The organism is Exiguobacterium sp. SL-10 (assembly GCF_004337025.1).
GTDB lineage: Bacteria > Bacillota > Bacilli > Exiguobacteriales > Exiguobacteriaceae > Exiguobacterium.
The window spans coordinates 51787-73895 of sequence record NZ_SJUP01000008.1 but is presented as its reverse complement, the minus strand read 5'-3'; the positions used below and the strand labels follow the sequence as shown (position 1 = coordinate 73895).

The following is a 22109-nucleotide window of genomic DNA, read 5'->3' as shown; positions in this document are numbered from 1 at the left end:
CTTCCTCCTTTACGATAAACGAATCAGCATGATCCCGATGACCATGACGAGTAAACTGACGAGTTGAATCCCAGTGACCGGGTTCTTGGCGGCACCGAACCAACCGAAACGGTCGATGAGCAAACTCCCGCACAGCAAGCCGACAATGACGATGACGACGGCGATGCCGGTCCCGACCATCGGTACGATCAAGACGTTCCCGCCGATGAACAGGGCCCCGATGATACCACCGAGCCAAATCCACCACGGCTGACCGCGTAGTCCACGCCATTCAACGCTCGGCCGTAAGACGAGCAAGATGAGCAGTAACGTAACCGTCCCGACGACGAACGAGACGAGCGCCCCTTTCAAAGCTGATTCGAGCACCGTTCCTAAATAACCGTTGATGGCCGTCTGTGTCGCGCTCATCATCCCGGTCCCGATTCCGACGAGGCGCCAGACGTTCAAATTGCCGGTTCCCGTCTGCGATGTGGCGACGAGTTTACCGCGGCGACGGTTAATCCAGTCCGTTAGCGCGACCGTGCCAACGACGCCGAGCAAGACGAGCAGTGCCCCGAACACGCGCCACGGTGTGAGGACGTTGACGGTTGAATTGAACCAACCGAAGTGGTCAATCAAGAGCCCCATCAATATCTGTCCGAAAATCGGCATGATGACGGTCTGGACACTACCGAGCCTCGGGAACAGCAAAATGTTCCCCGTTAAAAAGATGACCCCCAACAAACCACCCGACCACATCCAAAGCGGTTCTCCTTGGAAAATGGATGATTCGATCCCGAATGACTGCCCGGTGAGCAGTAACGTGAGCGTTAAAAAGGTCGTCCCGATCGCAAATGACAGGAACGACGCGACGAACGGTGACCCGACGATGGTGCGCAGACGCGAGTTCACGCTCGTCTGCATCGGTAACAAAATCCCGATGACGAGTCCAATTACAATGGCTAACATAGTCTCTTCCTCGATTCTCTCTATATACTGTGTACGTCTCAAGCTTACTCCTCGAGCACTCGAGCATAAAGGACCGATGTCCTGAAAATGAAAAAAGACGAGTTCCGACTATCAGGAACTCGTCTTTCGGTGCGTATAGCGCTCAGTTTTCGCTTCGTCGAACATCCGATTCGTCACGTGGTGTGCATCAAACGTCAGTATGACTCGATGGGCCAGACGTGAAAACACCAACCCACCAATCGTGCCGACTCCTAAGATGGTCAGGAGTGGCCAAATCGTGAGGAAGCCGGTGTGATGAGCAGCGAGCAGACAGAGAAACAGTAAAAAAATGAACCATTCGACGATGAAATCACTGTAAACCCAACGCCGATAGCGAGGATCTGGATTAAATGTCAGCAACACTTTCGTCTTGCACCACGCGACACACAATTGCGGCAAATACACTGCAAATAGGATGAGCGGTAAGTAAATCGATGTCTGATACGAGATGAACGCGACGACGATGAGGTTGAAGAAGAGACCCCAATAGCGCCAATGCCACGTCGCATCCTCATGTGCGAGCAAACGCTCGATTCGTTCCTGTTTCGTCAACATCTTCATAGCAATCCACTCGCTGTTGCCAATTCAGAGCGGACCGGTTGAGCTGCATCCGCGCTTCGGACAGTCTCATTGAAGCGTTTATACAGAAGCGGCAACAGCACCGCCATCCCAAGGACAAGAATCCATGTCCACCAAGGGACCGCCAGTTTATAACTTGCCACGCTACCGACGATCAAGACGTACCACCCACCTAAAATCCAGTAGACGTTTTGCGTCGCCACTCGTGCTTCGCTTTGATTGGATAGACGAGCGAATGCCTTCCCTTCTTTTAGCAAATACACGATTGAACCGCTGGCGAACAAACCCATCAACCCTAAGCCCACCCACCAAATGTGATCCGCGAGCAACGTGACAAATAAAAGTCCAGGGACAGGAGCGAACAACATGTCTCGTCGCCGCTTCCTTTGCTCACGATATCGATTCATTTCGTCAATCCGTTGTTGTTTCGTCATACGATTCCATTCCTTTTCTAATCATTGATTCCGTCAAGACGACGTTTTAACTTCTCGCGATTGGCTTTAGCCAGCATGTTCGACGTGACGTGTTCCGGGTCGAGTTTGAGCAGTTTTCGATCAATCCACAGCGGTAACAAGACAGAAGGTGGTGCCCCGATGACAATCACCCACATCAATACGTCCTTATGGACTTGCCCCGTTAAAAACAGGGCGATCAGACTGAACAATAAGATGAACGTGAAAACGAGTGAGGAAAACTGTAGTTTAATGAGACGTCGATACGTCCAGTCGTCATTGAACTGCAGATAGAGGACTGTCTGTTTCCATTCGAAAAACAACGTCGGGATGAGACTGACCACCGCAATCACGCCAGAGTAAGTCGTCTGCATCATGAAATAGAGCGCACTCACAAAGATGACGACACTGCTCCCAATCATAAAACGTCGATACGTCGTGTTGATTTGTAACAACGCTTCAGTCCGGGCTTCCCTGTTCATTTCGTACCTCCTCAGTCTCTGACGTTGTCGAGTCGAATCTCACGAAGCATCGGATGCTCCGGATCGATATCGCTCAGTCGCTCGTCTTGTTTTCGAATCAAGCGGTAGCCACCGTATAGTACACCAACTGCCACAGCTAATATCCAGGCGTACATCCAACCAAGGTTAAGCGTCAGCGCAAACGATAAAATGAATACGACGAACAGCGCAAAGACAAATCCATTCCGACGGGCGATGATGGTTTTGGCATCCTCTCGCTCAGTCAACTCGGTCTCGACTCGGTTCGCCTTGAAGAAGATTCCTCCCAGCAGCAAGAGACAGACGAGTGCGCCGGCCGCGTACCATCCGTTCCATGAATCCGATCGAATCAATCCGACGAGACAAAACACCATCGGAAACGTGAGCAGACTTTGAAGAACGGCCGTCTTTATATTGGTTTTATAAATCAGATTGATACGTTCTTGTTTGGTCATCGAATCCCCCCTTAAAAGCTTTCTCGTTTGACGTCGCGACGCCTTGGTTGCTCAGGATCAATCCTTTTTACTTTCTCATCAAGCAGGCGTTCGACAATTACCAGCGCTAACGCCGCAAGGGAGAAGATGAAAAAGGGGACCCAACTGATTGTTTCGAGCTTCAAAAGCAACGGGAAAAACAAACAGCTGAAGACAACCATCATATAGTCGAACACATATTGAATGTGGATGACCCGCTTTGCTCGAATGTGGTCTGTGAAACTGCTCATGAATCGACTTTCCCGCATGATCATCACGCCGTATGCTAACAACGACATGACCATCAAACTTCCGTATACGAGCGATCGTGTCTCGGTTTGTAGAAAGAAGAAGAGCAATACCCCAATCGGAATCGCAAAACCGAGCCTGATGAGAAGCCATTTCCGATTTGCGGTAACCATTTGCTTCAAACGGTGATGTTTATTCATAAGCTACTCCTTTAATTGTGATGGATCCAAGCTAACCTCATGTCTGTTTCAACCTCACCACGTGAATCTCGTGCGTTGAATCTCGCGACGAGTCGGTTGTTCTATATCCATCCAGCTCAACTGTTGATCAAGTTTATGTTGCGTAAACAAGATGAACGCGCTACCACTGACGAACAGAACAAAGGGAATCAAGCTGGTCAGGATATTCAGTCGCATCATCATCGGAAAAATCACGGCCATCATGATGACGAACAAGTAGTCGAGTTGATATTGGATACCGATCACCTTTTTCGCTTGATCATGCGTCGTTAATGCTTTGACGAAGCGCGCTTCCCTCATAAACAAAATACTTGCTGCACTGGTCAACGATAGAAGGAACGCTGCCATAATCATCGGGGAGCCTTGCGACTGTAAGAAGTAATAGATCAAAACCCCAGTCGGCAAAGCAAACATGAGCCGTAACAACATCCACTGTACATTCATTTGTTTCACGCTATGTAATCGTTCTTGTTTACTCATCGCATTCACCTCTTAACTAACTATACGGTTGTCAGTGAAAAAAGTTCCGTTTTTTTACAATTAACTTCACAGCCACCTACTTGCTTGACGAATAAGTGACTTCGCTTTATAGTTTAGTTAACTTAACTATATTAAAAGGCAGAAAGACTGAGGTTTTCTTTATGAATTTGCTACAAAATACACGCTTCGTGTTTACGTGGTTATCCGGCATGACGCTCACACTCGGGTTCTCGATTTTCTTCTTGAGCGTATCCTGGCTCACAATCGATGTGCTGAAGCAACCGGCCCTTCTCGGGATCATCATGACCGCCGTCTCGTTACCGCGTGTCGTAATGATGGTGTTCGGCGGTGTGTTCGCCGACCGATTCCAAAAGAGTCGGCTCTTGTTTTTGACGAACCTCGGGCAAGGTCTTCTTATGGTCGCGGTCGTAGCGCTCCATCTCGCGGACGCGTATTCAGTGTTCGCCTTGATTATGATTTCCATCGTGTTCGGTCTACTCGACGGCATGTCTTATCCAGCGTTGTCATCTTTGATTCCGTCGCTCGTCAAACAAGAAGAGCTGCAGCGTGCCAACTCGCTCTTCCAAGGAACGCTCGAGCTCATGTTCGTGTTCGGACCGTTTCTCGCCGGGGCCTTACTGACATGGGGTGGCTTCGGGCTCAGCTTCGGGACGGCGGCCGTCCTGATTTTCATCGCCGCCATCTTGATTATGCCGCGCTTGATTCGTGATTCGATTCCCCTAGCCCGTGCCATGTCGCTCGGTCATGTCATCGTTGACTTGAAAGAAGGCATCCGTTACGTCGCGAGCACACCGATTTTGCGGAGCGGGACGCTGTCGATTGCTATCGTCAACTTGTTCGTCATGGGACCGCTCATCATGAGCATCCCGATTCTCGTCGGTGAACGGGGTGGCAACGCGTTTGATTTGAGTTTGATTGAAGGTGGACTTGCTGTCGGGACGTTCGTGGCAAGTTTTCTTGTCCTCTTGTTCCGCTCGGTCCATCGTGGACGCTTCGTCTTCCGCGTCTTGTTTTTGACGATTGGGGCCTTCTTCCTCTATACGCAGGCACAGTCGATCACGCTCCTCGCCTTGGCCGCGGCCGCGAGCGGATTCATGCTGATGCTCGTCTACTTGCCAACTGTCACGCTCATGCAAGAACATAGCGACCATGACAAGATCGGACGGGTCATGAGCATCATGGCGCTCGCCGCATCTGGCCTCGAGCCGATCGCGTTCGCTGTCCTATCGATTTTGGTCGCCTTGGCCGTACCGATTCAAACGCTCCTCATCTCGTTTGGTATAATCGGATTAGTATTAAGTATCGTGTTATACGTGCGGAGCCAGACGTTCCGTGACACGCGATGAAAGGAGAACGACGATTGAACGACACACGCAAACAGCAAGTCATCGAGATGTACCGTCAAATTGACGAGCTCGACTTGTTGTTCACCAAATACTTTACCGAGTTGAACGAATTCGAACTCAGTTACCAGCAAGAGCAGATGCTACTCCTGTTCAAACGACAAGACACTTGGACGACGACCGAGATTGCCGCGAAGATGAATATCTCGAAGAGTGCGGTCAGCCAAGTGCTCAAAGTGCTCGAACAGCGTCAGTTCGTAAAAAAAGAGAAGAACCCGGACAACTTGCGCGAGAGCTTCATCCGGCTCGGCCCAATCGGTATGGAGTATTCGAAACAAATCGATGCCATCGAGGAACGGCTCGCCGAAGAGATGTTCTCCGTGCTCGAAGATGATGAGATGACGATGATCAATCGCTCACTCGCGCTGATGATTAAAAAGTTCAAATGAAAAATGCGTATCGTCCCGACTCGGGAGGATACGCATCTTTGGTTAGAGTTTCTCAACGACACGTTCCGCTGCACGGAGCGCGCCTTCGATATGTCCGCCGAACAACGAGTCCGTCTCCGTCCCAGCGAGTGAGAGTCGTCCTTCCCAGGCTGAATCGAGCGCGATTGGCTGATAGACCGGGAAATCGGTCAACGGCTGGGCATCTCGAGGGCTTGCCGTGTCACGATCACTCGACCAATCGACGTATAACACGTCACGCGGATGGCGCGCCTCTTCCCCGAACAAGCGCACGAGTTGATCGATGACGCGACGATTCAGCTCGTCCCGGTCGAGTACCGAGCGTTCGGCAGCAGACAACCGGAAGAAGCCGAACAGCGCGGCAAGTCCGCCCGGCTGCGAGGCGTCATGAATCTCCTGCAACACACCGGCCCAACTCATCCCTTGACCGGATAAACCATTGTCTCGCCAAAACGGGCGGTCGTACACGGCGACGACTTTCGCCTGCCCGGCCATCCAAGTCGGTGTGTTTGCTAGCTTCACCTTCGTCGTTTCAGACAATTCCGGTTGAAACGAGATGCGTGAGACGAGTCGTGGCGGGATGGCTAAGATGACATGTTCGAACGCTGTTGTCCGTCCGCCTTCGAGCTCGACCAATATCTCGTCTTCCGCCTGTTGAATTGAGGTGACGGTCGACTCGAGTTGAATTGTCCCTGCCGGTAGTGTCGAAGCGAGCGCCGTCGTCAAACTGGCCATGCCCCCGACGAGTCGCATCGATGGAACGATATGACCTGGCGGGAGCGTATGACGCTCGATGACACCGAACTGCCGCTCGAGCATCAAATCACCGGCCGTATATTGTGAGAACGTCGGAAGGTTGATCCGTTCGATCAGTTGCGTGATTGTCGTCTCCGTCTCTGGCCAATACCAGGTCGGACCGAGGTCGAACCCGTCTTGGCTCAACACCCGTCCCCCGATGCGACTGCGCGCCTCGAACACGGTGACGTCATAGCCTTTCTCAGTGAGGAGCGACGCGGCATATAAGCCGCTCACACCCGCCCCGATGATGGCGATTGATTTGGTCATATAAATACTCCTTCTCTATACGTGGTGCTCCCATTATACTGAAAAAGACGAATGTACATAATTTGGGCGCACCGCTCAGGAAAGGGCGTTACGACGTGAAGCGTTTCTTCTATTACATCTTATTTCCTTACATCTTGTTGATGCGAGGATTATATCGATTTATCAAAACAGAAAGTACAATGTCTTATGCATTCATGCTGTTCTTTGTTCCCGTCCATGTCCTCATCATCGGATATGGCCTCCAAGGGTCGCTCTTACTGGAAACCGTTTTTATGATTTATCTTTCAGCAGGATTGTTCACCCCAATGTATTACTTCGAATCGGATGTCAGACGTAGACGCACTAAACCGGAATACGTTCCGCTTAATGAGCGGTGACGTTTTTAGAAAGGATTTACCAACATGTCCAATACCGTCAAGACGCTACTTTATCCGTTCCTCGTAGGCATTCGTCTGTTCTCTCGATTTCGAAGAGGCAAGATCTTGATGTATCTCCTTGCCTATCTATTCGTGTTCTCGTTTGAAGGATTGCTGTTTTTCCAAATCCTCTACGTACCCAATTTAGTTCGGACGTTCGTAATCATGTATCTCATCCTCGGGATGATTTACGTCGAATTTCATTTTGATGATTTAGACCAACAGAAGTCGCTTTAATAAATGACTGTCATCGTGGAAGAAACAATGATTCATACTGATTAATCAACTTACCCAACCAGTCATCTTGAACTTCTTCTGACTCCATGCCTCGCTCTAAGTCATCTATGATTTCACTGTTTGGAAAATAGAGGCGCAATACAAACAGACTGTCTGTAATCGTCGATACAAAACTTTGATCTTCGACGTTGATTGTCAAATACGCACCTCGAATCATCCGTTTGACGAGTGACCGTTTTTCGTTTCCCGTCATACGTCTTGTCTTCAATTGCACTTTCGCTTCTCGTAACTGATCGAACAAATCTCGATTCAACGCTCGGCTAGTCCGCTCGTCCGGTTTCATATACGGAAAACGATGAGACAAGTCAGTCCCGTCAACACATGCACACATGTGACGTAACCAAAATCCCCATTCAACATGATTAGTGGGCTCAAGCACTGTATCCAACAGACCAATGTCATAATCAATTTTGATTACTTCCGGATGTTCCCGCAACAGGAGCACGGTACGTCGCTTCAATACATTATCATCCATTTCCCGTTTGACGATGACCGTCACGTCTAAATCCGACCGTCCGGCTACAGCCGTCCCACGACCGACGCTACCGTATACATATACGCTATGCAGTGCTTCTGCGAATTCTTCTCGCAACAATTGAATCACTTGATCAAGCACTGGCCGAAACATCGGTTGAATCCGTATCACGTCTGTTTGATTGATGACGTAACCCGCCTCGTCTGTACCTAGTCGTGTCGGTAGCTCCATCACACACCCTCCTCAATAAACGTCGTCACGTCGAGCACTTGTCCGAGATCAACCCGAGCGACGAGATAGTGATACTTCGTGTTCGTCTCCGGATACTCCTCGACAATTGATTCGCACCAGTCAATGTCGAACATCTTCTCCCACGATTTTTTCAACTCTTCCTCATTCCTAGCTTCCCGGTCTTCAAACGAGAGAAAACACCGATTCAACGCGAACGTCCAATAACCGGCCTCGACTGCGAGCACATGTGCGTCCGGCAGCTCAACCGTCAGCACGACGCCCGGTTCTCCAGGTTCCAAGTAGCCACCCCGTGCGACGTCTGGCCTTGTTTTGCTCAACCAAACCGGATAGTTTCCACGAAGCGAGATTTTCGTCCGTTGCTCATATTGCCCCGCGAGCCAATCGTAGGCAGGGCGATGATACGCGTAGTCCTCGTCTTGAAAAATGCCGTACGCCGGATTCCCAAACAAGTAGCCACACGCATTGGCAGCTTCCCAGGCGCCCGCATGTTGATATGTATAGTAAATTGCCATAGGTCCACCTCTTTTTTAGAAGATACTGTTAGCATAACTGACCTGCTGTTTCCTGATCCATCATGGGAATCGTTTGGGTTTGTCTGAATTTGGAAGTATACTAACCGTATGGATTACATGAAGGAGGAAAAAGCATGAATGTTTTAATGACATTGCTATTTAGTTTATTGGCGATCATTGTCCCACTCGCGTTACTCATCGCGGTCATCGTGATGATTGTTCGATTTATCGATCGCTACGAGAAACGGGCCGACGCGCGACTCGAATTGGATCGTCAAACCGCGGCTCATCAGCAACAACAGTTTGACGTCTTAGTGGAGCGCCTCGAGCGAATCGAAGAAAAAATAGAGACACGCCCTTAATGTCGACATCACTCACGATGTGGACGAACAACAGCTAAGCTATGAATTGATTATTCATAATCCGCTCACCAATGCTTACAGTTTCGATATCATCGATAATTAAGCGAAAGGAGTGTTTGAATGGATTGGACCACGATCCTGTTGACTGCCTCATTGATTTTGAACGCTTTCTTGCTCAATATCATTACGCGACAAGAAAAGGATATGAGTGTATTGAAACGAAAACAACTTCATACCGAACCAATCGTGCAAGATGCTGAGTTTCATGCGTCGATTAAAGAAAAAATCGATACGATTGGCGTGATTCCGACCGTTAAATTCTTGCGTGAGACATATGACCTGTCGCTGCTTGAAGCGAAACAATTGGTCGATCGGGTAAACGAAAGGGAGTAGCGTGTGCTACTCCTTTTTGACTGCCTTTATTTTAAAAAGAAACCGACTTTACCGCGTTCATAGGCTTTATGCGTCACGTGTTCCGGGTCGATGTTAGCAAGCTTTTGATCAATCTTAGAAGAAGCAATCCACGCAAATAGATTGAACGCCACAACGAGAATCAAAATATTTGCTTGTTCCGGACGTAACAGCAACGTCACAATCAACACGCAAAAGATTACAATCACGGCCATCCCGCTCCAATACTCATACCAGACGAGACGCCGATAGTCTGGAGCCTCGTTGAACGTGAGCAGCGTTTTCGTCCGCGCCCACACTTTGACGAACGAGACGACCGGAATAAACAAGACGAACCATACCAGTTCGGCGAGTCGACGCTCGTCTGTGAACCAAAACATGACGCCGAGTAAGATGATGAACAATCCGAGAAGAAGTGCTTGGCGGGTGGAACGTTTCCCCGCCTCATATAAATGATCAAACCGTTCGCGTTGGGTCATGATTCCTATCTTCCCCTCTTCAACTAATTTCTTTAAAATGACAGTTTCCTTGCCACTGAAATGGAATCGACTTTTTCAAACCAAGTCGATAACCGAGACGCCATACAAATCCTCGAATCCGATCCAACCAGCTATTACTCAAGTCTTGGAACGGCATGACGGCCCGTACTTGATGGAGCTCGATACGATGAATCACGTATTGATAGTCAGGTGTCTCGATTGACCGATTGACCGCCATCTCTTCGCACCACGCTCGGTCAAAGATTTTCTCCCAAGACTTTCGTGTATCCGACGGGTCGGGTTCTTCCTCGGTATCAAATGCTTCAGCTGTATCGTACAAAGTGGATTTATGTAAAACAAGATCCCAAAATGAAATTTCCGAAGCCAACACTTGATCGTCCGGTAATTCAACCGTTAACACGACACCTTTGTTCCCATGTCCGATATGTCCGCCAGTTCCGAGGTCAGGAAACTCATCCCAACACCAGACCGGATAGTTCCCGTTCAGTGGAATTCCAATTCGCTGCTCATATTGTTCGACCATCCAGTCATAAGCCGTTTTGAAAAAATCGAATCCTTCGTCATTGAACATGGCGTATCGAGGATCACCTTGTAAATATCCTCGCTCCAATGCTACTTTCCAAGCGTCTTCATGCTGATACGTATAATAGATGCCCATATTCATTAACCCTTTCCACATTTGTTCTTTCACCACTTTATCCGATTTCACATCAAAACGTAGTGAAAATAATGGTCAAGGTTAATCGGTCGATTACAACTTAGGCGTTCGGACTCGGATATTTCACCGCATTTTTCTCAAGCTTCTCTTCAATCGCCTGCGACACATCGATCCCTGTTGCATGGGCAAACGTCAGCGCGTAGATGAGGACATCCGCGAGCTCTTCTTTCATCTCGACGTGTTTCGTCTCGAGCGCTTCTTCGCTCGACACCCATTGGAACAACTCCAACAGCTCGCTCGCCTCAAGCGACAACGATAACGCCAAGTCTTTCGGGTTATGGTGAAACGCCCAATCGCGCTCGTCTCGAAATTCAATCACTTTGTCCATCAATTGTTGTACTTCGTTCATATCTGAAACAGCCTCATTTCATCGTTGCTAAGATTTCTTTCCCTACCGAAAAAACACCTCGATCGATATGCTCTTGAATCAATCGCTTTGACACCCTCATCGACAATTCGTCTACTCCTAATCTTTCCTTTAGTCCTTCGTGGAAAGACATAAAATCGGGAATCGTTTTTTCGAATTGATATTCTTTTTGCAGTCGCGTCAAATAAAAAGAAACGTCGAAACGTTTTTCGACTGGCAACTCTTGTGTGAGAAAGATGTATTCCAATTCGCTTTCGATGTTATGATGTAACGCCTCATCCTGATTAATCATTTTACGTAACAACGTTTGGAGCATCTCTACTTCTACTTGAAGCTCAAACACTTGTATCTGGAGTTGCTCGTATTTTTCAACCATATGATTGATTCACCACCTTATCATAAAACTACACCTTTCAATTTTACCAAAAGATGTAACTTATATGAGTAATAATTTCCCTCTTAAAACCTTCTTTTAAAATGTTATACTCCACTAAAAAGGGAGGGATTCGGTGCTTACTTTTGACAACGTCTCTGTTCGCCAACAGGACACGCTCATCCTTGAAAATATCTCGTTCACCATCAATCCAGGTGAAATCGCAGCCATCCACTGCGGCGTCACTTCCCGGGAAATAGTGTTCGCATTATTGACTGACTCGCATGCGAACTACTCCGGAAACATCGATATAGCGAATCGTACGCTTTCGGTCTTCTCCATCCGTGATGGATTGTATGACCGGCTGACGGTCGAGGAGTACTTGCGATTTACGCACACGCTTTACGCATCGACAGAATCACTGGATGCCGTCCTGCAAACCGTTCAACTCATCCCATACCGGAACAAACGCTTGAACCGGCTCAGCTTGTCGCTCGTCCGGCGCGTCCAATATGCGGCGCTGCTCTTACATAATCGTGACATCTACGTTCTCGAAGAACCGGATCAAAACGTCGACCAAGAGACACGCCACTTGTTCGCAACCGTCTTGATGCAACTGAAGCAGCAACAAAAAGCCATCCTACTTCTGACGAGCAACATGGAGAGCGCCCTGTTCGTCACGTCGACCGTTTATCGCATCGACCACCGGCACTTGCGCCTACTCGATGTGGAACCGGATGAACCTGATGCGAACGAAGATATCACGCCTGACGTCATGCACGTCCGCTTCGAGAAGATTCCGACGAAAGTGAACGAGAAAATCGTCTTACTCGACCCGCCGGAAATCGACTACATCGAAAGCCAAGACGGACAATCCGTATTGCACAGTCAATCGGAACAGTTCCCGAGCGTCTTCACGATGAACGAACTCGAGACGCGTCTGACGCCGTACGGCTTCTTTCGCTGCCATCGGTCGTACATCGTCAACCTTCAACGGGTGCGGGAAGTCATCACCTATACGAAGAACAGTTTCAGCCTCGTCCTCGATGATTCGGCGAAGACGACTATCCCGCTCTCGAAGACGAAAATGGCCGAGTTGAAGACGATGATCGGACTAAAATAAGCTCCATTCACCGGCTCATTCGCTCCACTCAGTCCTCAAGAAGCGCCATTTACCGCCATTCTAATGCGCTCTCCTCTTCCTCTCGATATGATGAAAGCAAGCAAGACGACATCGACGAGGAGGAATGAGAATGGACTCAATCATTCAAGTGAACGGATTAAAAAAGCTATTCGGCAATGAAGAGGCGTTGCGAGACGTGACGTTTTCTGTCGGCAAAGGAGAAGTGTTCGGCTTTCTTGGACCGAGTGGATCAGGGAAGACGACGACCATCAAAATCTTAACGTCCCAACTCGCGCAGACATCAGGTGACGCAACCGTATTCGGCGTCCCGGTCTCGGAGTTGAAACAAGAACAGTATCGGAAGCGAATCGGCGTGTTGACCGATAACAGCGGACTGTACACGCGTCTCTCGATTGAAGAGAACTTACAACTCTATTGCGACCTTTACGGCGAACCACGCACCCGAATTGATGAAGTACTGCAAACGGTGAACTTGGCCGGGGAACGCAAAAAACGCATTTCCGCTTTATCACGTGGGATGCTGCAACGGGTGACACTGGCCCGGGCGTTGTTACATGAACCGGAGCTGTTGTTTTTAGATGAGCCGACGTCCGCGCTCGATCCAGTCAACTCGCGTCATATTTATAAAGGCATCGAACGGTTGAAGGCTAAAGGGACGACCATCTTTTTGACGACGCACGACATGAACGAGGCAGAGGAACTGTGCGACCGCGTTGCCTTTTTACATCAAGGGGAAATTCAACTGCTCGACGCTCCGAAACGATTGCGCCGGAACTATGCGAATGGCTCCATGCGCGTCGAACTGCATGACGGGGAAACGGTTGAATTGAAGCAAGGAAAAGATGGGGCGGACTGGCTTCATGAACAGATGCGTGATCAAAACATCGCGGCCATTCATTCGAACGAGCCGACGCTCGGGGATATCTTTATCGAAGTGACGGGGAGGAAATTATCATGACATTTTCAATGAAACGGGCACTCGCCATTTTCCAGAAAGACTATAAAGACTTGTCGCGGAACTTATTCGTCTCGTCGACGTTGATCATGCCGCTGTTCTTCGCCGTCTTCTATTCACAGCTCGGCGGAGGAGGCATCGACGTGACATACTTCGTCATCAATATCACGTTCAGCCTCGTCGCGACGTTCGTGCAGTGCGCCTTGATTGCCGAAGAGAAAGAGAAGAACACGCTCCGCGGATTGATGTTGTCGCCGGCGAGCACGCTCGACATCTTGCTCGGGAAAAGCGCGCTCACGTTCGTGACGACGCTTATCCTTATCGCGGCGTGTGCCTTTATCATGGGATACAGTCCTGCGAACCTACTCGTCATCTCACTCGCATTGATCGTCTCGACGTTCTTTTATATCGGGATTGGGACGATTCTCGGATTGATGACGAAGACGGTCATGGAAGCCTCGCTCATCGTCATGCCGGCGTTTTTCTTCTTTTCGTTCTCACCGATGTTATTGGTGTACGAAGACCAGTTCGCCATCATCGGTTTGCTCGAGTACTTACCGAACATCGTCTTGATCGACCTCGCTCATCAAATCGAGGCGGGTGCTGGACTCGGCTCTACATGGGTGGAACTTGTGATTCTGTCCACTTGGGCACTTGTCATGTTCGTCGGGAGTATTGTGATGTATAACCGGAAACAGACGGATTGAACTAGAAAGGAGCGACGAATTGAATCGTCGCTCCTGCTATTTTAAAAACTTCGTTCAACTATCCTATTTGCTACATTCAGCCCTTCTTCGTCAGCAAATGAATCAGTGCTTTTCTCGCCTCTGTATTTTTTGCTAATGCCAATGCGGCACCACTGACTCCGGCCACAATCGATGCACCCATCCATCTCTTGAACTCCGAATCTTTTTGAAATGACTTATCCACCATTCGCTCAATCCGATCATTGAGTTTGTCTCTAGTTTCATCCGTTAGGTTGTCGTCTTTGAGTTGTTCGGAAAAGACATCAATCGCTTTATCGATTGTACTGTACACTTTGTCTTGCGATTTCGAGCCGACTCCTCCCATATTGCTAACCGCATTTATGATGTCTGGAGTATGCTTTAAAAGTGTTTCATATTGTTTAAAAGGGATGTCATTTAACGCATGTTCATTTTCCATAAGCAGTTTTGCGGATTGACTGATTTCTCCTTTTTCACTCATCACTCTACCTCCTAGTATTGTCTTAATCTAATTATATGATACGCATTGGTGCCAAACTGTATTTTATATTCGACAAACAATGCTACTGATAAAAACGATATGACATCTTTCCACTCCATAAGTTACACAAACGGCAACGCCTCTTCATGTTGCGTATTCGCATTGATTAATCCCCGATTATGGAACGTCGAACTTAAGTCCGCATAGTGTGTCGTAATCGGCAGTCGTGTCTTTAAGAGCGAGTGGACATGCATGAACGATAAACGATACACATCGCTTAACACATCCTCAAACGGTAAGACGTTTGTCTGTTGCACCACTTTGAGCGGTTTCGCCATCCCGACACGCACGTGAGGGTTAGTCGAGAGTAGATAGCCCATTCGCTCCTTTGTATAACTAAGTCCCTGTGATGTCTTCCATTCTTTCTCATGAATCGCCATTCGTCGATTGACGTTCTTCAAAATTTCCACGTAGTCGAAGCGAATCCCACGTGGAGAAAGAAGCGAGTCGATGAGAGCCAAATCTTCACGGCAGAATCCATCCCGGTGGAACGTGATATGCATTGGCGCATGACCGTACTGTTCTTCAAACGCATGAAGCGTGTCATAGACGATTTCCCGCATCGTCTCAGCACTGATTTTCTCCCCTGCTTCACTTGTCGAGAGTGATTTCTGCTTAATCATCGCCCCGTCTTTCCCAATGATTTGAATGATGCCCGACGCATGTTTTCCATTCTCATGGCTTACGTCTAACCCGACAAAACAATCCGAGTGGAGCGGTTCACCGAGAATCCAAGGTTGTAGGCCTGCCTTCACGTACACACCGAGTAGGATGTTGTACAGTGTATCTTCAGAGTTCAACACGCGGTCATGCAGCTCCACACATTGAGTCACGACATCATGTTTCCCACCAAATTCCCGCTTAATGGCTTGATACGAATGATTGAGCGATGCTTCCTCGGCGATGACGACGACGACACCTTCAAAGTGTTTCGGGACATTCTTCAGTTGGAACATGACGTCTTCTGCCTGCAACAAATCGGTAGAGAGCGTTTGGCTCAGTCCTTTTGGTTTAGTCGAGACGTTGAGTGTCACGCCAAAGCGTTCAGACGTATTCTGCAGTTTCTTGATAAAATCGAGGACTTGTTGCAATTTTTGGCGATCGTGTAATTTCGGGTCGACAAAGAAACTGATGGTCGCCTCCCCTGTTTCAAACACGCCGCCTTGATTCAAACCACCTTTGGCGTAGCTTGCTGTCCTCCCTTTACCGAAGCGAAGGCGCGGAGATTGTAACGTTTTGATGGTATAGCCGAGACGAGCGGCCCGCACATCTTTTCGCTCAAACTGTAGCATCGACAGTCGACCGATCAATTCGAGTGCTTCCGGCATCAATTTCGACATCCGCGCGTCAGGCGACAACTTGATGATTCGATTGACTGCGCCGAGCTGTTTAGCTGGAATCGTTTCAAAGGAACAGCTCTGTTTCAGTTGCTCGGGTAAGTATGGAAGAATTTGATTGTTTCGATCTTTGACGTGTACGACGAGTGCGTCTGGTGCGATGACTCGTTTTGGATCTTTCTTTGCGAAATAATCAATGATCGAACACTTTAGAATCGGACTCACTTCACTCGCTCGATAAGGCGCAACTTCTACAAATTCGTACTCATACGATTTCGGATGAGTCGAATCGATGACACGCATTCCTGCAGACACGGATTTCGGCTCACGCTTGAGCTGCTGCAGTAGGTTTTCGCGGTATTCAAATTGATGGGTCAAATCGAAGCCAAAGACGATGTCATCCGTCTCATACACGTTCACGTTGAGATCGAGTGCCGGATAGATGAGTAGCCCACTTGTCGACTGTGGGTACGCCTGTTTCGAGCGGAACTTTCCCCGGTTCATCATGTACTGCGGATGTCCCAATCGCTCCAACTGCTTTTTCAACAGTCGTTCAAGTAGCGTTCGCTCGACGTTACGTGAAAGATTGATCGGACGCGCTTCATATTGAAGAAACGTCTCGTTTCCCCACTGTTTGATTTCTTCAAACGAAGCAATGTACTGATCAAAGAACACAATCGGTTGAAAGTTGTTCAATTTATTTAATTGAAAAATCAACTTCCCACCTTGCGTATGTCGTGATGATGGATCCTGGAGCGGTACCGTATAGAGATGGAGTGTCACGTCCGTTGCTTTCGTTAATGATCGCCATTCTGTTAAATAATACTGGTTCATCTTTCCCTCATCCTTCCCCGTTGTTCAATCATTGCATCCACTATAACGGAATTCCTAATATTAGGTAGATAAAATAACGGATAGGGTTCAAATGGGAAGTTTACTTCTGAGACAAAAAAACTCCATCACATGGATGAAGTTGTATTATTTGTAACTTTGAATTAGATTTCAATCGAGTCGCTCTACTACATCTGCAATGCTGTTAAAGCCCAATCCTTGGATACTGTCTAATTTGTCATGCAAGTCTGAAATGGTGTTAAACAGTCCATTACCTTTCAGTTCCTCAACCGCTTCAATAATGTCACCAAAATTATGTACTCCATTACCTTGAAATTCCACAAGTTTATCGTGGATATCAGTAACACTATTAAATGATCCTGATCCTTGAATGCCTTCAAGCGTGTAAGTAATATTTCCTAGTTCTGTATTCACTCCAGACAATGTTGCATTTAAAAATGAGGTTTCAGATTCTATATCACTTAATTTTCCCTCTATACTGTCCAATTTATTAGCGATTTGTTGCAAATAGAATATTACTTCTTCCATCTCTATCACTCCTTAAAATTTATGTTGGTTAAATAATACAATAAATCCTTTTATATTCATATACACCACCTCTGTTTTTTTATGTGTGGGTATTCTAACTATTTCATTCAAAAATAATCTGACTAAAGTTATAATGTTAATTGATTCCTAAATTGACGGGAAACATTCCCTATGATTGGAATGAGACGACTGTCACATCATCGTTTTTGAAAGAAAGAAGGATTTAACCATGAACGAAACAACCCAACAAAAGACAGCTGATTTATTTAAGTTTTTAGCAGCTGTCAAACGGATGGATATTCGCACTGAAATCAATACAAAAAGTTATGAACTCCTTTTATCTTCCGAGGCGTTAACGTATCCAAACGTGCGCGTCACTCAAGAAGAGGAGCTCTCCATCGAAGTTCATTTTCTTGCACCATTCGCAGAGAAACGACCAAGTCTACCGCGAGAACTGTATGCCTATGTTCTCCAAGAAGGCGAAACGTATAAACGGACAGAGTTGTTCCCTGAAAAGCTCGACGCGACGTTCAATGACTTTTTAACTTCGATTGAAACATGGGAACAAGAGAAAAAAGCACACGAATCTGCTCGAAAATTATACGACACGATGTATCGGACGATGCAACTTCTCTCGACCGAGAGCGATACATATGAACTTGTCTATTCATTCGGGATGCTGCACTGGCCGAATGACAAAGTCGAACGGCCGTTGTTCACACGAGCGGCCGTACTCGAGTTCGATCAAGAGAAGAGTCTGTTCCGCATCGAAGCATCAGCTGTACCAACAAAGCTAGAACTCGATATGCTCAATCGTGATCACGTTTGGATGTCATCTGAGCTGTCTCGTTACGAAGTCGATTTTAAAGAAGAACTTGCTTTCGACTTTAAACCGTGGGTCGAAACAGAATTACAAGAGCAATCAGAACGCGTCTTGAAGTTATTGAATGACGACCACGCCTATGGCGAAATCGCAACCGTCTATGCAATGCCAGGCATGCGCTTATACGTTCGCAAGAAGTCTGCCCATGCGTGGGTCGAAGAACATGAGAACTTGGCCACGTTGATCGAAAACGGTCTATCACCTTCACCTGCCTTGCAACAGTTTTTGACGTCGAACGACGAAGAAATCCATGCGCTTGATGCGCTCGATCGTGACACGTGGAAGCCGGTCGGTGAAGAGATTCTCTTCCCACTTCCATATAATGACGAACAAAAACGCATTTTAAGCCAATTGAGTAACCATGCCGGTGTCGTCGTACAAGGCCCCCCTGGCACCGGGAAGAGTCACACGATTTCAAACTTGATTTCGCATTTACTTGCACACGGAAAGCGCGTCCTCGTCACCAGTGAAAAGGAACATGCGTTGAACGTCTTACGTGATAAACTCCCGGCCCAAATTCGCCAACTTGCGGTATCAGTTCTCGGATCAGATTCAAAGACGACAAAGCAGACGGAAAGTTCCCTTCAAGCAATTGCTTCGGAATTGAATCGCACGACTGCTTTAGAGTTAGATGATAAAGGAAAGCAAGAGCAACAAAAGCTATATGAGACACGTGAAGAGATTGCCCGTCTGCGTCGGAAAATGATTGAGCAAGCCGCTAGCGAGCATACAGAGATTCCATATTTAGATGAGACGCGTTCCCCGACCGACTGGGCCAAGTGGACGAGCGAACAAAAAGTCACGATGCAGCTTCCGCTTCCCGTATTGACAGACACTTGTCCGCTGACGGCTGATGAATTGGCGGACTTCTATCAACTCATGGCAGAACGGGAAACTCTCAACCAAGGACCGAATGTGACGACCTATCCAGCGACGACAACGCTTCCGTCCCTTGAAACGTTCTTAGCCGAAAGCGGTCGTTACGAACAACTCGCCGCTCTCGAACAGACCCAGGCCGCTGCGTCATGGTTACAGGAAAAATCGACGTCACTTCGTCAACAGACACGAGACCATATTCAGACGTTACTCGAGTCATTTGATCATCAACCCGAGTGGCTACGTGAACGATACAGCTACTGGTCCACCCATCGAAGCGATGAAGTGCAATGTGAAGAAGACTGTCAGACGTTTGAACGCGACGTCAAAGCACTAGAGTCGTTGGAGCGTAAACTCGCCGTCCACGACATCGAATTGCCGTCTACTTTACCGAATGATGTCTGGACTCTCGTTGATGAACTTGGTCCGGTTCTAGATGAAGGAAAGACTGACGGCTTTTTCTTCAAACTGACAAAACGTAAAAAATATGCCGTCTTACTCGATGAAACCAAAATTGACGGGAAGGCTCCGCAATCGAGTGCCGACCTTCAACTGTTGAAACAATTCGATGAATTGAAGTCATCGTTGACGACATTATCACGTCGTTTCAAATACGCGTGTGATCACTTTGAGCTCGAGTTAGAGACGCCTGAATTTTCGTCTTATCGGACGGCGCTTCATGCGCTCCGTGAATGGAAAGCTGTCTTTGTGACGTACAACGAGTCATTGGCTCCGACTTTCCGTCTGTACAACGAACGGTTCCGCTATGAGAAAGCTTGGTTGGCGCAAGCTAAACAAGAGCTAGATGCCTCGCTGGCGCTCGATGAGATGAAGGAGCTACAGACAATCCAGACGTCTTATCTTTCACTCATCCATGACACGCACATCCATCCTGCGGCGTTACGTCTCAAGCAAGCGGTGCAAACTTGGGATGCCGGACGTTACACACAGTCCATTGAAGAGTTGGCATTACTCGAACAACAAAACACAAAAGCGACACGCCTAAAAGAACTAACAGAGCGCTTCAAACAAGTCGCGCCAGGTTGGTTGAACGCGTTTTACGACGGGACTGCTCCGACGCTTCAACTTCAGACGTTCGAACTCGATTGGAAAGTAGCACGTGTCTTGACGTTACTCGAAGCACTGAGCGACGACGATTATCGGGAGAAGATGAAACGATTGGAGAAAGAGGAAGGAAAAGCAACGGCGGACTTGTGTGCGACATATGCGTGGAAAGAGCAGCTGACGCGGATGACACCGTCGAAACAAGAACGTTTGAACAGTTGGGCGAAGTTGATTCGCCAAATAGGGAAAGGCACCGGGAAACATGCGGCTCGTCATAAGCGGGAAGCCGCCCGTCAAATGGCTGCGGCCCAAGACGCGATCCCAGTTTGGATCATGCCGGTGAACCGCGTGCTCGAATCATTCAAAGAAATCGATGAGCTGTTCGACGTCATCATCTTCGATGAGAGCTCGCAAAGCACGATGGATGCCATCTCGCTCTTGTCGCGTGCTCGAAAAGCCATCATCGTCGGGGACGACCGCCAAATCAGTCCAACGACGTTCCAAGACCAAAATGCGATCCAAGAGAAGAAAAAGACATACTTCGGAAACGACACGACGATGACGTTATTCGATGGCTCATCCAGTCTATACGACCTCGCCTCCGTCAAGTTCAGTGCGACGGTCGGGCTCCGTGAACACTTCCGTTGCGTACCGGAGATTATCGGTTTCAGCAACGCTCATGTGTACGAAGGTCGGATCGTCCCGCTCCGACTCCCGCAACGTGCCGAACGGTTGACGCCGGCTGTACAAAGCGTCTTTGTGGAAGGTGGAAATGTTGCTGAAACGACGAAAGACAAGTTCAACGTCCCGGAAGCGAAAGCGCTCGTCGCTCACTTGAAGCAGTTGATTGACGACCCACGCTACGCAAAACGGACGTTCGGGGTCATTTCGCTCCTCGGTAAAGCCCAAACGGATCAAATCGAACGGATGGCGACCGACTTGATCGGCATCGACAAGCTGATTGAACACAACGTCCGGTTCGGTGACGCCTATACGTTCCAAGGTGATGAGCGTGACGTCATGTTGCTGTCACTCGTCGTCGCACCGAACCGTCGTTTCGCGGCACTCACGAAAGAGACCGACAGCCAGCGCTTTAACGTCGCGGCGAGTCGGGCTCGGGATCAGATGATTTTGTTCCATTCCGTGACGCTGCAAGACATCGGCAACCAGAACTGCATGCGCTATAAACTCGTCAACTACTGCCAGAATCCGCTCGGCGATCAAGAATCGTTCGAAGCAGTCCACCACTTGTTCGACTCTCCTTTTGAAGAAGAAGTGTATAAGCGTCTGACGAACCGGGGGTACCTCGTGCGTCCGCAAGTTCAAGTGAACGGTTATCGCATCGACCTCGTCATCGAAGGCGAATCGAACCGCCTTGCGGTCGAATGTGACGGCGAACGTTGGCACGGACCGGAGGTGTACGAGCAAGATATGTTCCGTCAAAAAGTGCTGGAACGGGCCGGTTGGACGTTCTGGCGCGTCCGTGGTCGCCATTTCTACCGCGATGCGGATCAAGCGATGGAGCCGTTATGGACGTTGCTTGATGAGATGGGGATTGAGCCGATACGGTTAAATAGTAAATAAGTTCGTGCTTAGTAGATGACCGTTCGAAAGAGCGGTCACCTTCATATACACAAAAATGGTGTGTCTGCGTTTTCGCGGACA

General features: G+C 48.3%; 26 protein-coding genes. 9 read left to right on the top strand and 17 right to left on the bottom strand.

Annotated elements, in window-relative coordinates:
• Nucleotides 1-9: 9 nt before the first annotated feature.
• The 7 genes from EVJ33_RS10315 to EVJ33_RS10285 all read right to left on the bottom strand — a co-directional run bounded on the left by EVJ33_RS10315 (nt 10) and on the right by EVJ33_RS10285 (nt 3959).
• Complete coding sequence (locus EVJ33_RS10315; protein WP_131436844.1) at nt 10-948, bottom strand: DMT family transporter; 939 nt, start codon at nt 946-948, stop codon at nt 10-12.
• 111 nt (nt 949-1059) lie between these two features.
• On the bottom strand, nt 1060-1542 hold the full coding sequence (locus EVJ33_RS10310; RefSeq protein ID WP_131436842.1) for a hypothetical protein: 483 nt from the start codon (nt 1540-1542) through the stop codon (nt 1060-1062).
• A 2-nt stretch (nt 1543-1544) separates the two neighbouring features.
• On the bottom strand, nt 1545-2000 hold the full coding sequence (locus EVJ33_RS10305; RefSeq protein WP_131436840.1) for a hypothetical protein: 456 nt from the start codon (nt 1998-2000) through the stop codon (nt 1545-1547).
• A 17-nt stretch (nt 2001-2017) separates the two neighbouring features.
• Nucleotides 2018-2500, bottom strand: coding sequence for a hypothetical protein (locus EVJ33_RS10300; RefSeq protein WP_131436838.1), 483 nt, complete (start codon nt 2498-2500; stop codon nt 2018-2020).
• Nucleotides 2501-2511: 11 nt separating this feature from the next.
• Nucleotides 2512-2973 carry a hypothetical protein gene (locus EVJ33_RS10295; protein ID WP_131436836.1) on the bottom strand — a complete coding sequence of 154 codons (462 nt, stop codon included), beginning with the start codon at nt 2971-2973 and terminating at the stop codon, nt 2512-2514.
• Nucleotides 2974-2984: 11 nt separating this feature from the next.
• Nucleotides 2985-3440, bottom strand: coding sequence for a hypothetical protein (locus EVJ33_RS10290; protein WP_131436834.1), 456 nt, complete (start codon nt 3438-3440; stop codon nt 2985-2987).
• 54 nt (nt 3441-3494) lie between these two features.
• Nucleotides 3495-3959, bottom strand: a complete 465-nt coding sequence (locus tag EVJ33_RS10285) for a hypothetical protein (protein WP_131436832.1) — start codon at nt 3957-3959, stop codon at nt 3495-3497.
• Nucleotides 3960-4120: 161 nt separating this feature from the next.
• Here EVJ33_RS10285 and EVJ33_RS10280 point away from each other — a divergent pair, with 161 nt between their 5' ends.
• Together EVJ33_RS10280 and EVJ33_RS10275 are read left to right on the top strand one after the other, a co-directional pair.
• Nucleotides 4121-5326, top strand: a complete 1206-nt coding sequence (locus EVJ33_RS10280; RefSeq protein ID WP_131436830.1) for an MFS transporter — start codon at nt 4121-4123, stop codon at nt 5324-5326.
• A gap of 14 nt (nt 5327-5340) precedes the next feature.
• Complete coding sequence (locus EVJ33_RS10275) at nt 5341-5772, top strand: MarR family winged helix-turn-helix transcriptional regulator (protein ID WP_236634598.1); 432 nt, start codon at nt 5341-5343, stop codon at nt 5770-5772.
• Between the two features lie 42 nt (nt 5773-5814).
• Here the strand turns inward: EVJ33_RS10275 and EVJ33_RS10270 are convergent, their stop codons facing one another.
• A complete protein-coding gene (locus tag EVJ33_RS10270) occupies nt 5815-6855 on the bottom strand; it encodes a flavin monoamine oxidase family protein (RefSeq protein WP_131436826.1) in 1041 nt (346 codons plus the stop codon).
• A 401-nt stretch (nt 6856-7256) separates the two neighbouring features.
• Here EVJ33_RS10270 and EVJ33_RS10265 point away from each other — a divergent pair, with 401 nt between their 5' ends.
• Nucleotides 7257-7508 (top strand): hypothetical protein, encoded by a 252-nt coding sequence (locus tag EVJ33_RS10265; protein WP_131436824.1) that lies wholly within the window; start codon nt 7257-7259, stop codon nt 7506-7508.
• Nucleotides 7509-7518: 10 nt separating this feature from the next.
• Here the strand turns inward: EVJ33_RS10265 and EVJ33_RS10260 are convergent, their stop codons facing one another.
• Both EVJ33_RS10260 and EVJ33_RS10255 read right to left on the bottom strand, forming a co-directional pair.
• Nucleotides 7519-8274 carry a nucleotidyltransferase domain-containing protein gene (locus tag EVJ33_RS10260; RefSeq protein WP_131436822.1) on the bottom strand — a complete coding sequence of 252 codons (756 nt, stop codon included), beginning with the start codon at nt 8272-8274 and terminating at the stop codon, nt 7519-7521.
• Complete coding sequence (locus tag EVJ33_RS10255) at nt 8274-8807, bottom strand: DUF3841 domain-containing protein (protein ID WP_131436820.1); 534 nt, start codon at nt 8805-8807, stop codon at nt 8274-8276. The genes EVJ33_RS10260 and EVJ33_RS10255 overlap by 1 nt, the downstream gene beginning before the upstream one ends.
• 134 nt (nt 8808-8941) lie before the next feature.
• Here EVJ33_RS10255 and EVJ33_RS10250 point away from each other — a divergent pair, with 134 nt between their 5' ends.
• Entirely contained in the window at nt 8942-9169 is a 228-nt protein-coding gene (locus EVJ33_RS10250) for a hypothetical protein (protein ID WP_131436818.1), read from the top strand.
• Nucleotides 9170-9289: 120 nt separating this feature from the next.
• On the top strand, nt 9290-9562 hold the full coding sequence (locus EVJ33_RS10245; RefSeq protein ID WP_131436816.1) for a hypothetical protein: 273 nt from the start codon (nt 9290-9292) through the stop codon (nt 9560-9562).
• Between the two features lie 26 nt (nt 9563-9588).
• On the opposite strand, the gene EVJ33_RS10240 is transcribed toward EVJ33_RS10245, so the two are convergent.
• The 4 genes from EVJ33_RS10240 to EVJ33_RS10225 all read right to left on the bottom strand — a co-directional run bounded on the left by EVJ33_RS10240 (nt 9589) and on the right by EVJ33_RS10225 (nt 11541).
• Entirely contained in the window at nt 9589-10059 is a 471-nt protein-coding gene (locus EVJ33_RS10240) for a hypothetical protein (RefSeq protein WP_131436814.1), read from the bottom strand.
• A 19-nt stretch (nt 10060-10078) separates the two neighbouring features.
• Nucleotides 10079-10759 (bottom strand): DUF3841 domain-containing protein, encoded by a 681-nt coding sequence (locus EVJ33_RS10235; RefSeq protein ID WP_131436812.1) that lies wholly within the window; start codon nt 10757-10759, stop codon nt 10079-10081.
• A 79-nt stretch (nt 10760-10838) separates the two neighbouring features.
• Nucleotides 10839-11147 carry a nucleotide pyrophosphohydrolase gene (locus EVJ33_RS10230; protein ID WP_131436810.1) on the bottom strand — a complete coding sequence of 103 codons (309 nt, stop codon included), beginning with the start codon at nt 11145-11147 and terminating at the stop codon, nt 10839-10841.
• A 13-nt stretch (nt 11148-11160) separates the two neighbouring features.
• Nucleotides 11161-11541 carry a hypothetical protein gene (locus EVJ33_RS10225; RefSeq protein ID WP_131436808.1) on the bottom strand — a complete coding sequence of 127 codons (381 nt, stop codon included), beginning with the start codon at nt 11539-11541 and terminating at the stop codon, nt 11161-11163.
• Nucleotides 11542-11674: 133 nt separating this feature from the next.
• Between EVJ33_RS10225 and EVJ33_RS10220 the strand changes: the two genes are divergently transcribed.
• The 3 genes from EVJ33_RS10220 (at nt 11675) to EVJ33_RS10210 (ending at nt 14344) form a co-directional block, all read left to right on the top strand.
• Nucleotides 11675-12661: a LytTR family transcriptional regulator DNA-binding domain-containing protein gene (locus EVJ33_RS10220; RefSeq protein WP_131436806.1), complete on the top strand. Its 987-nt coding sequence runs from the start codon at nt 11675-11677 to the stop codon at nt 12659-12661.
• A gap of 130 nt (nt 12662-12791) precedes the next feature.
• On the top strand, nt 12792-13640 hold the full coding sequence (locus EVJ33_RS10215; protein ID WP_131436804.1) for an ABC transporter ATP-binding protein: 849 nt from the start codon (nt 12792-12794) through the stop codon (nt 13638-13640).
• Nucleotides 13637-14344 carry an ABC transporter permease gene (locus EVJ33_RS10210; RefSeq protein ID WP_131436802.1) on the top strand — a complete coding sequence of 236 codons (708 nt, stop codon included), beginning with the start codon at nt 13637-13639 and terminating at the stop codon, nt 14342-14344. Before EVJ33_RS10215 ends, EVJ33_RS10210 begins: the two co-directional genes overlap by 4 nt.
• 76 nt (nt 14345-14420) lie before the next feature.
• Here EVJ33_RS10210 and EVJ33_RS10205 read toward each other — a convergent pair whose 3' ends face one another.
• The 3 genes from EVJ33_RS10205 to EVJ33_RS10195 form a co-directional block, all read right to left on the bottom strand.
• The gene (locus EVJ33_RS10205; RefSeq protein ID WP_131436800.1) at nt 14421-14843 is read right to left on the bottom strand and encodes a hypothetical protein; all 423 of its coding nucleotides are present in this window, start codon (nt 14841-14843) and stop codon (nt 14421-14423) included.
• Between the two features lie 122 nt (nt 14844-14965).
• Entirely contained in the window at nt 14966-17074 is a 2109-nt protein-coding gene (locus tag EVJ33_RS10200; RefSeq protein ID WP_131436798.1) for a Piwi domain-containing protein, read from the bottom strand.
• Between the two features lie 168 nt (nt 17075-17242).
• Complete coding sequence (locus EVJ33_RS10195; RefSeq protein ID WP_131436796.1) at nt 17243-17620, bottom strand: hypothetical protein; 378 nt, start codon at nt 17618-17620, stop codon at nt 17243-17245.
• 229 nt (nt 17621-17849) lie between these two features.
• Between EVJ33_RS10195 and EVJ33_RS10190 the strand changes: the two genes are divergently transcribed.
• Entirely contained in the window at nt 17850-22028 is a 4179-nt protein-coding gene (locus tag EVJ33_RS10190; RefSeq protein ID WP_131436794.1) for an AAA domain-containing protein, read from the top strand.
• Nucleotides 22029-22109: the final 81 nt, after the last annotated feature.

Bases quoted from the DNA above. Each gene is read 5' to 3' on its own strand.
- EVJ33_RS10315 (WP_131436844.1), bottom strand. From the start codon at position 948: ATGTTAGCCATTGTAATTGGACTCGTCATCGGGATTTTGTTACCGATG.
- EVJ33_RS10310 (WP_131436842.1), bottom strand. From the start codon at position 1,542: ATGTTGACGAAACAGGAACGAATCGAGCGTTTGCTCGCACATGAGGAT.
- EVJ33_RS10305 (WP_131436840.1), bottom strand. From the start codon at position 2,000: ATGACGAAACAACAACGGATTGACGAAATGAATCGATATCGTGAGCAA.
- EVJ33_RS10300 (WP_131436838.1), bottom strand. From the start codon at position 2,500: ATGAACAGGGAAGCCCGGACTGAAGCGTTGTTACAAATCAACACGACG.
- EVJ33_RS10295 (WP_131436836.1), bottom strand. From the start codon at position 2,973: ATGACCAAACAAGAACGTATCAATCTGATTTATAAAACCAATATAAAG.
- EVJ33_RS10290 (WP_131436834.1), bottom strand. From the start codon at position 3,440: ATGAATAAACATCACCGTTTGAAGCAAATGGTTACCGCAAATCGGAAA.
- EVJ33_RS10285 (WP_131436832.1), bottom strand. From the start codon at position 3,959: ATGAGTAAACAAGAACGATTACATAGCGTGAAACAAATGAATGTACAG.
- EVJ33_RS10280 (WP_131436830.1), top strand. From the start codon at position 4,121: ATGAATTTGCTACAAAATACACGCTTCGTGTTTACGTGGTTATCCGGC.
- EVJ33_RS10270 (WP_131436826.1), bottom strand. From the start codon at position 6,855: ATGACCAAATCAATCGCCATCATCGGGGCGGGTGTGAGCGGCTTATAT.
- EVJ33_RS10265 (WP_131436824.1), top strand. From the start codon at position 7,257: ATGTCCAATACCGTCAAGACGCTACTTTATCCGTTCCTCGTAGGCATT.
- EVJ33_RS10260 (WP_131436822.1), bottom strand. From the start codon at position 8,274: ATGGAGCTACCGACACGACTAGGTACAGACGAGGCGGGTTACGTCATC.
- EVJ33_RS10255 (WP_131436820.1), bottom strand. From the start codon at position 8,807: ATGGCAATTTACTATACATATCAACATGCGGGCGCCTGGGAAGCTGCC.
- EVJ33_RS10250 (WP_131436818.1), top strand. From the start codon at position 8,942: ATGAATGTTTTAATGACATTGCTATTTAGTTTATTGGCGATCATTGTC.
- EVJ33_RS10245 (WP_131436816.1), top strand. From the start codon at position 9,290: ATGGATTGGACCACGATCCTGTTGACTGCCTCATTGATTTTGAACGCT.
- EVJ33_RS10240 (WP_131436814.1), bottom strand. From the start codon at position 10,059: ATGACCCAACGCGAACGGTTTGATCATTTATATGAGGCGGGGAAACGT.
- EVJ33_RS10235 (WP_131436812.1), bottom strand. From the start codon at position 10,759: ATGTGGAAAGGGTTAATGAATATGGGCATCTATTATACGTATCAGCAT.
- EVJ33_RS10230 (WP_131436810.1), bottom strand. From the start codon at position 11,147: ATGAACGAAGTACAACAATTGATGGACAAAGTGATTGAATTTCGAGAC.
- EVJ33_RS10225 (WP_131436808.1), bottom strand. From the start codon at position 11,541: ATGGTTGAAAAATACGAGCAACTCCAGATACAAGTGTTTGAGCTTCAA.
- EVJ33_RS10215 (WP_131436804.1), top strand. From the start codon at position 12,792: ATGGACTCAATCATTCAAGTGAACGGATTAAAAAAGCTATTCGGCAAT.
- EVJ33_RS10210 (WP_131436802.1), top strand. From the start codon at position 13,637: ATGACATTTTCAATGAAACGGGCACTCGCCATTTTCCAGAAAGACTAT.
- EVJ33_RS10205 (WP_131436800.1), bottom strand. From the start codon at position 14,843: ATGAGTGAAAAAGGAGAAATCAGTCAATCCGCAAAACTGCTTATGGAA.
- EVJ33_RS10200 (WP_131436798.1), bottom strand. From the start codon at position 17,074: ATGAACCAGTATTATTTAACAGAATGGCGATCATTAACGAAAGCAACG.
- EVJ33_RS10195 (WP_131436796.1), bottom strand. From the start codon at position 17,620: ATGGAAGAAGTAATATTCTATTTGCAACAAATCGCTAATAAATTGGAC.
- EVJ33_RS10190 (WP_131436794.1), top strand. From the start codon at position 17,850: ATGAACGAAACAACCCAACAAAAGACAGCTGATTTATTTAAGTTTTTA.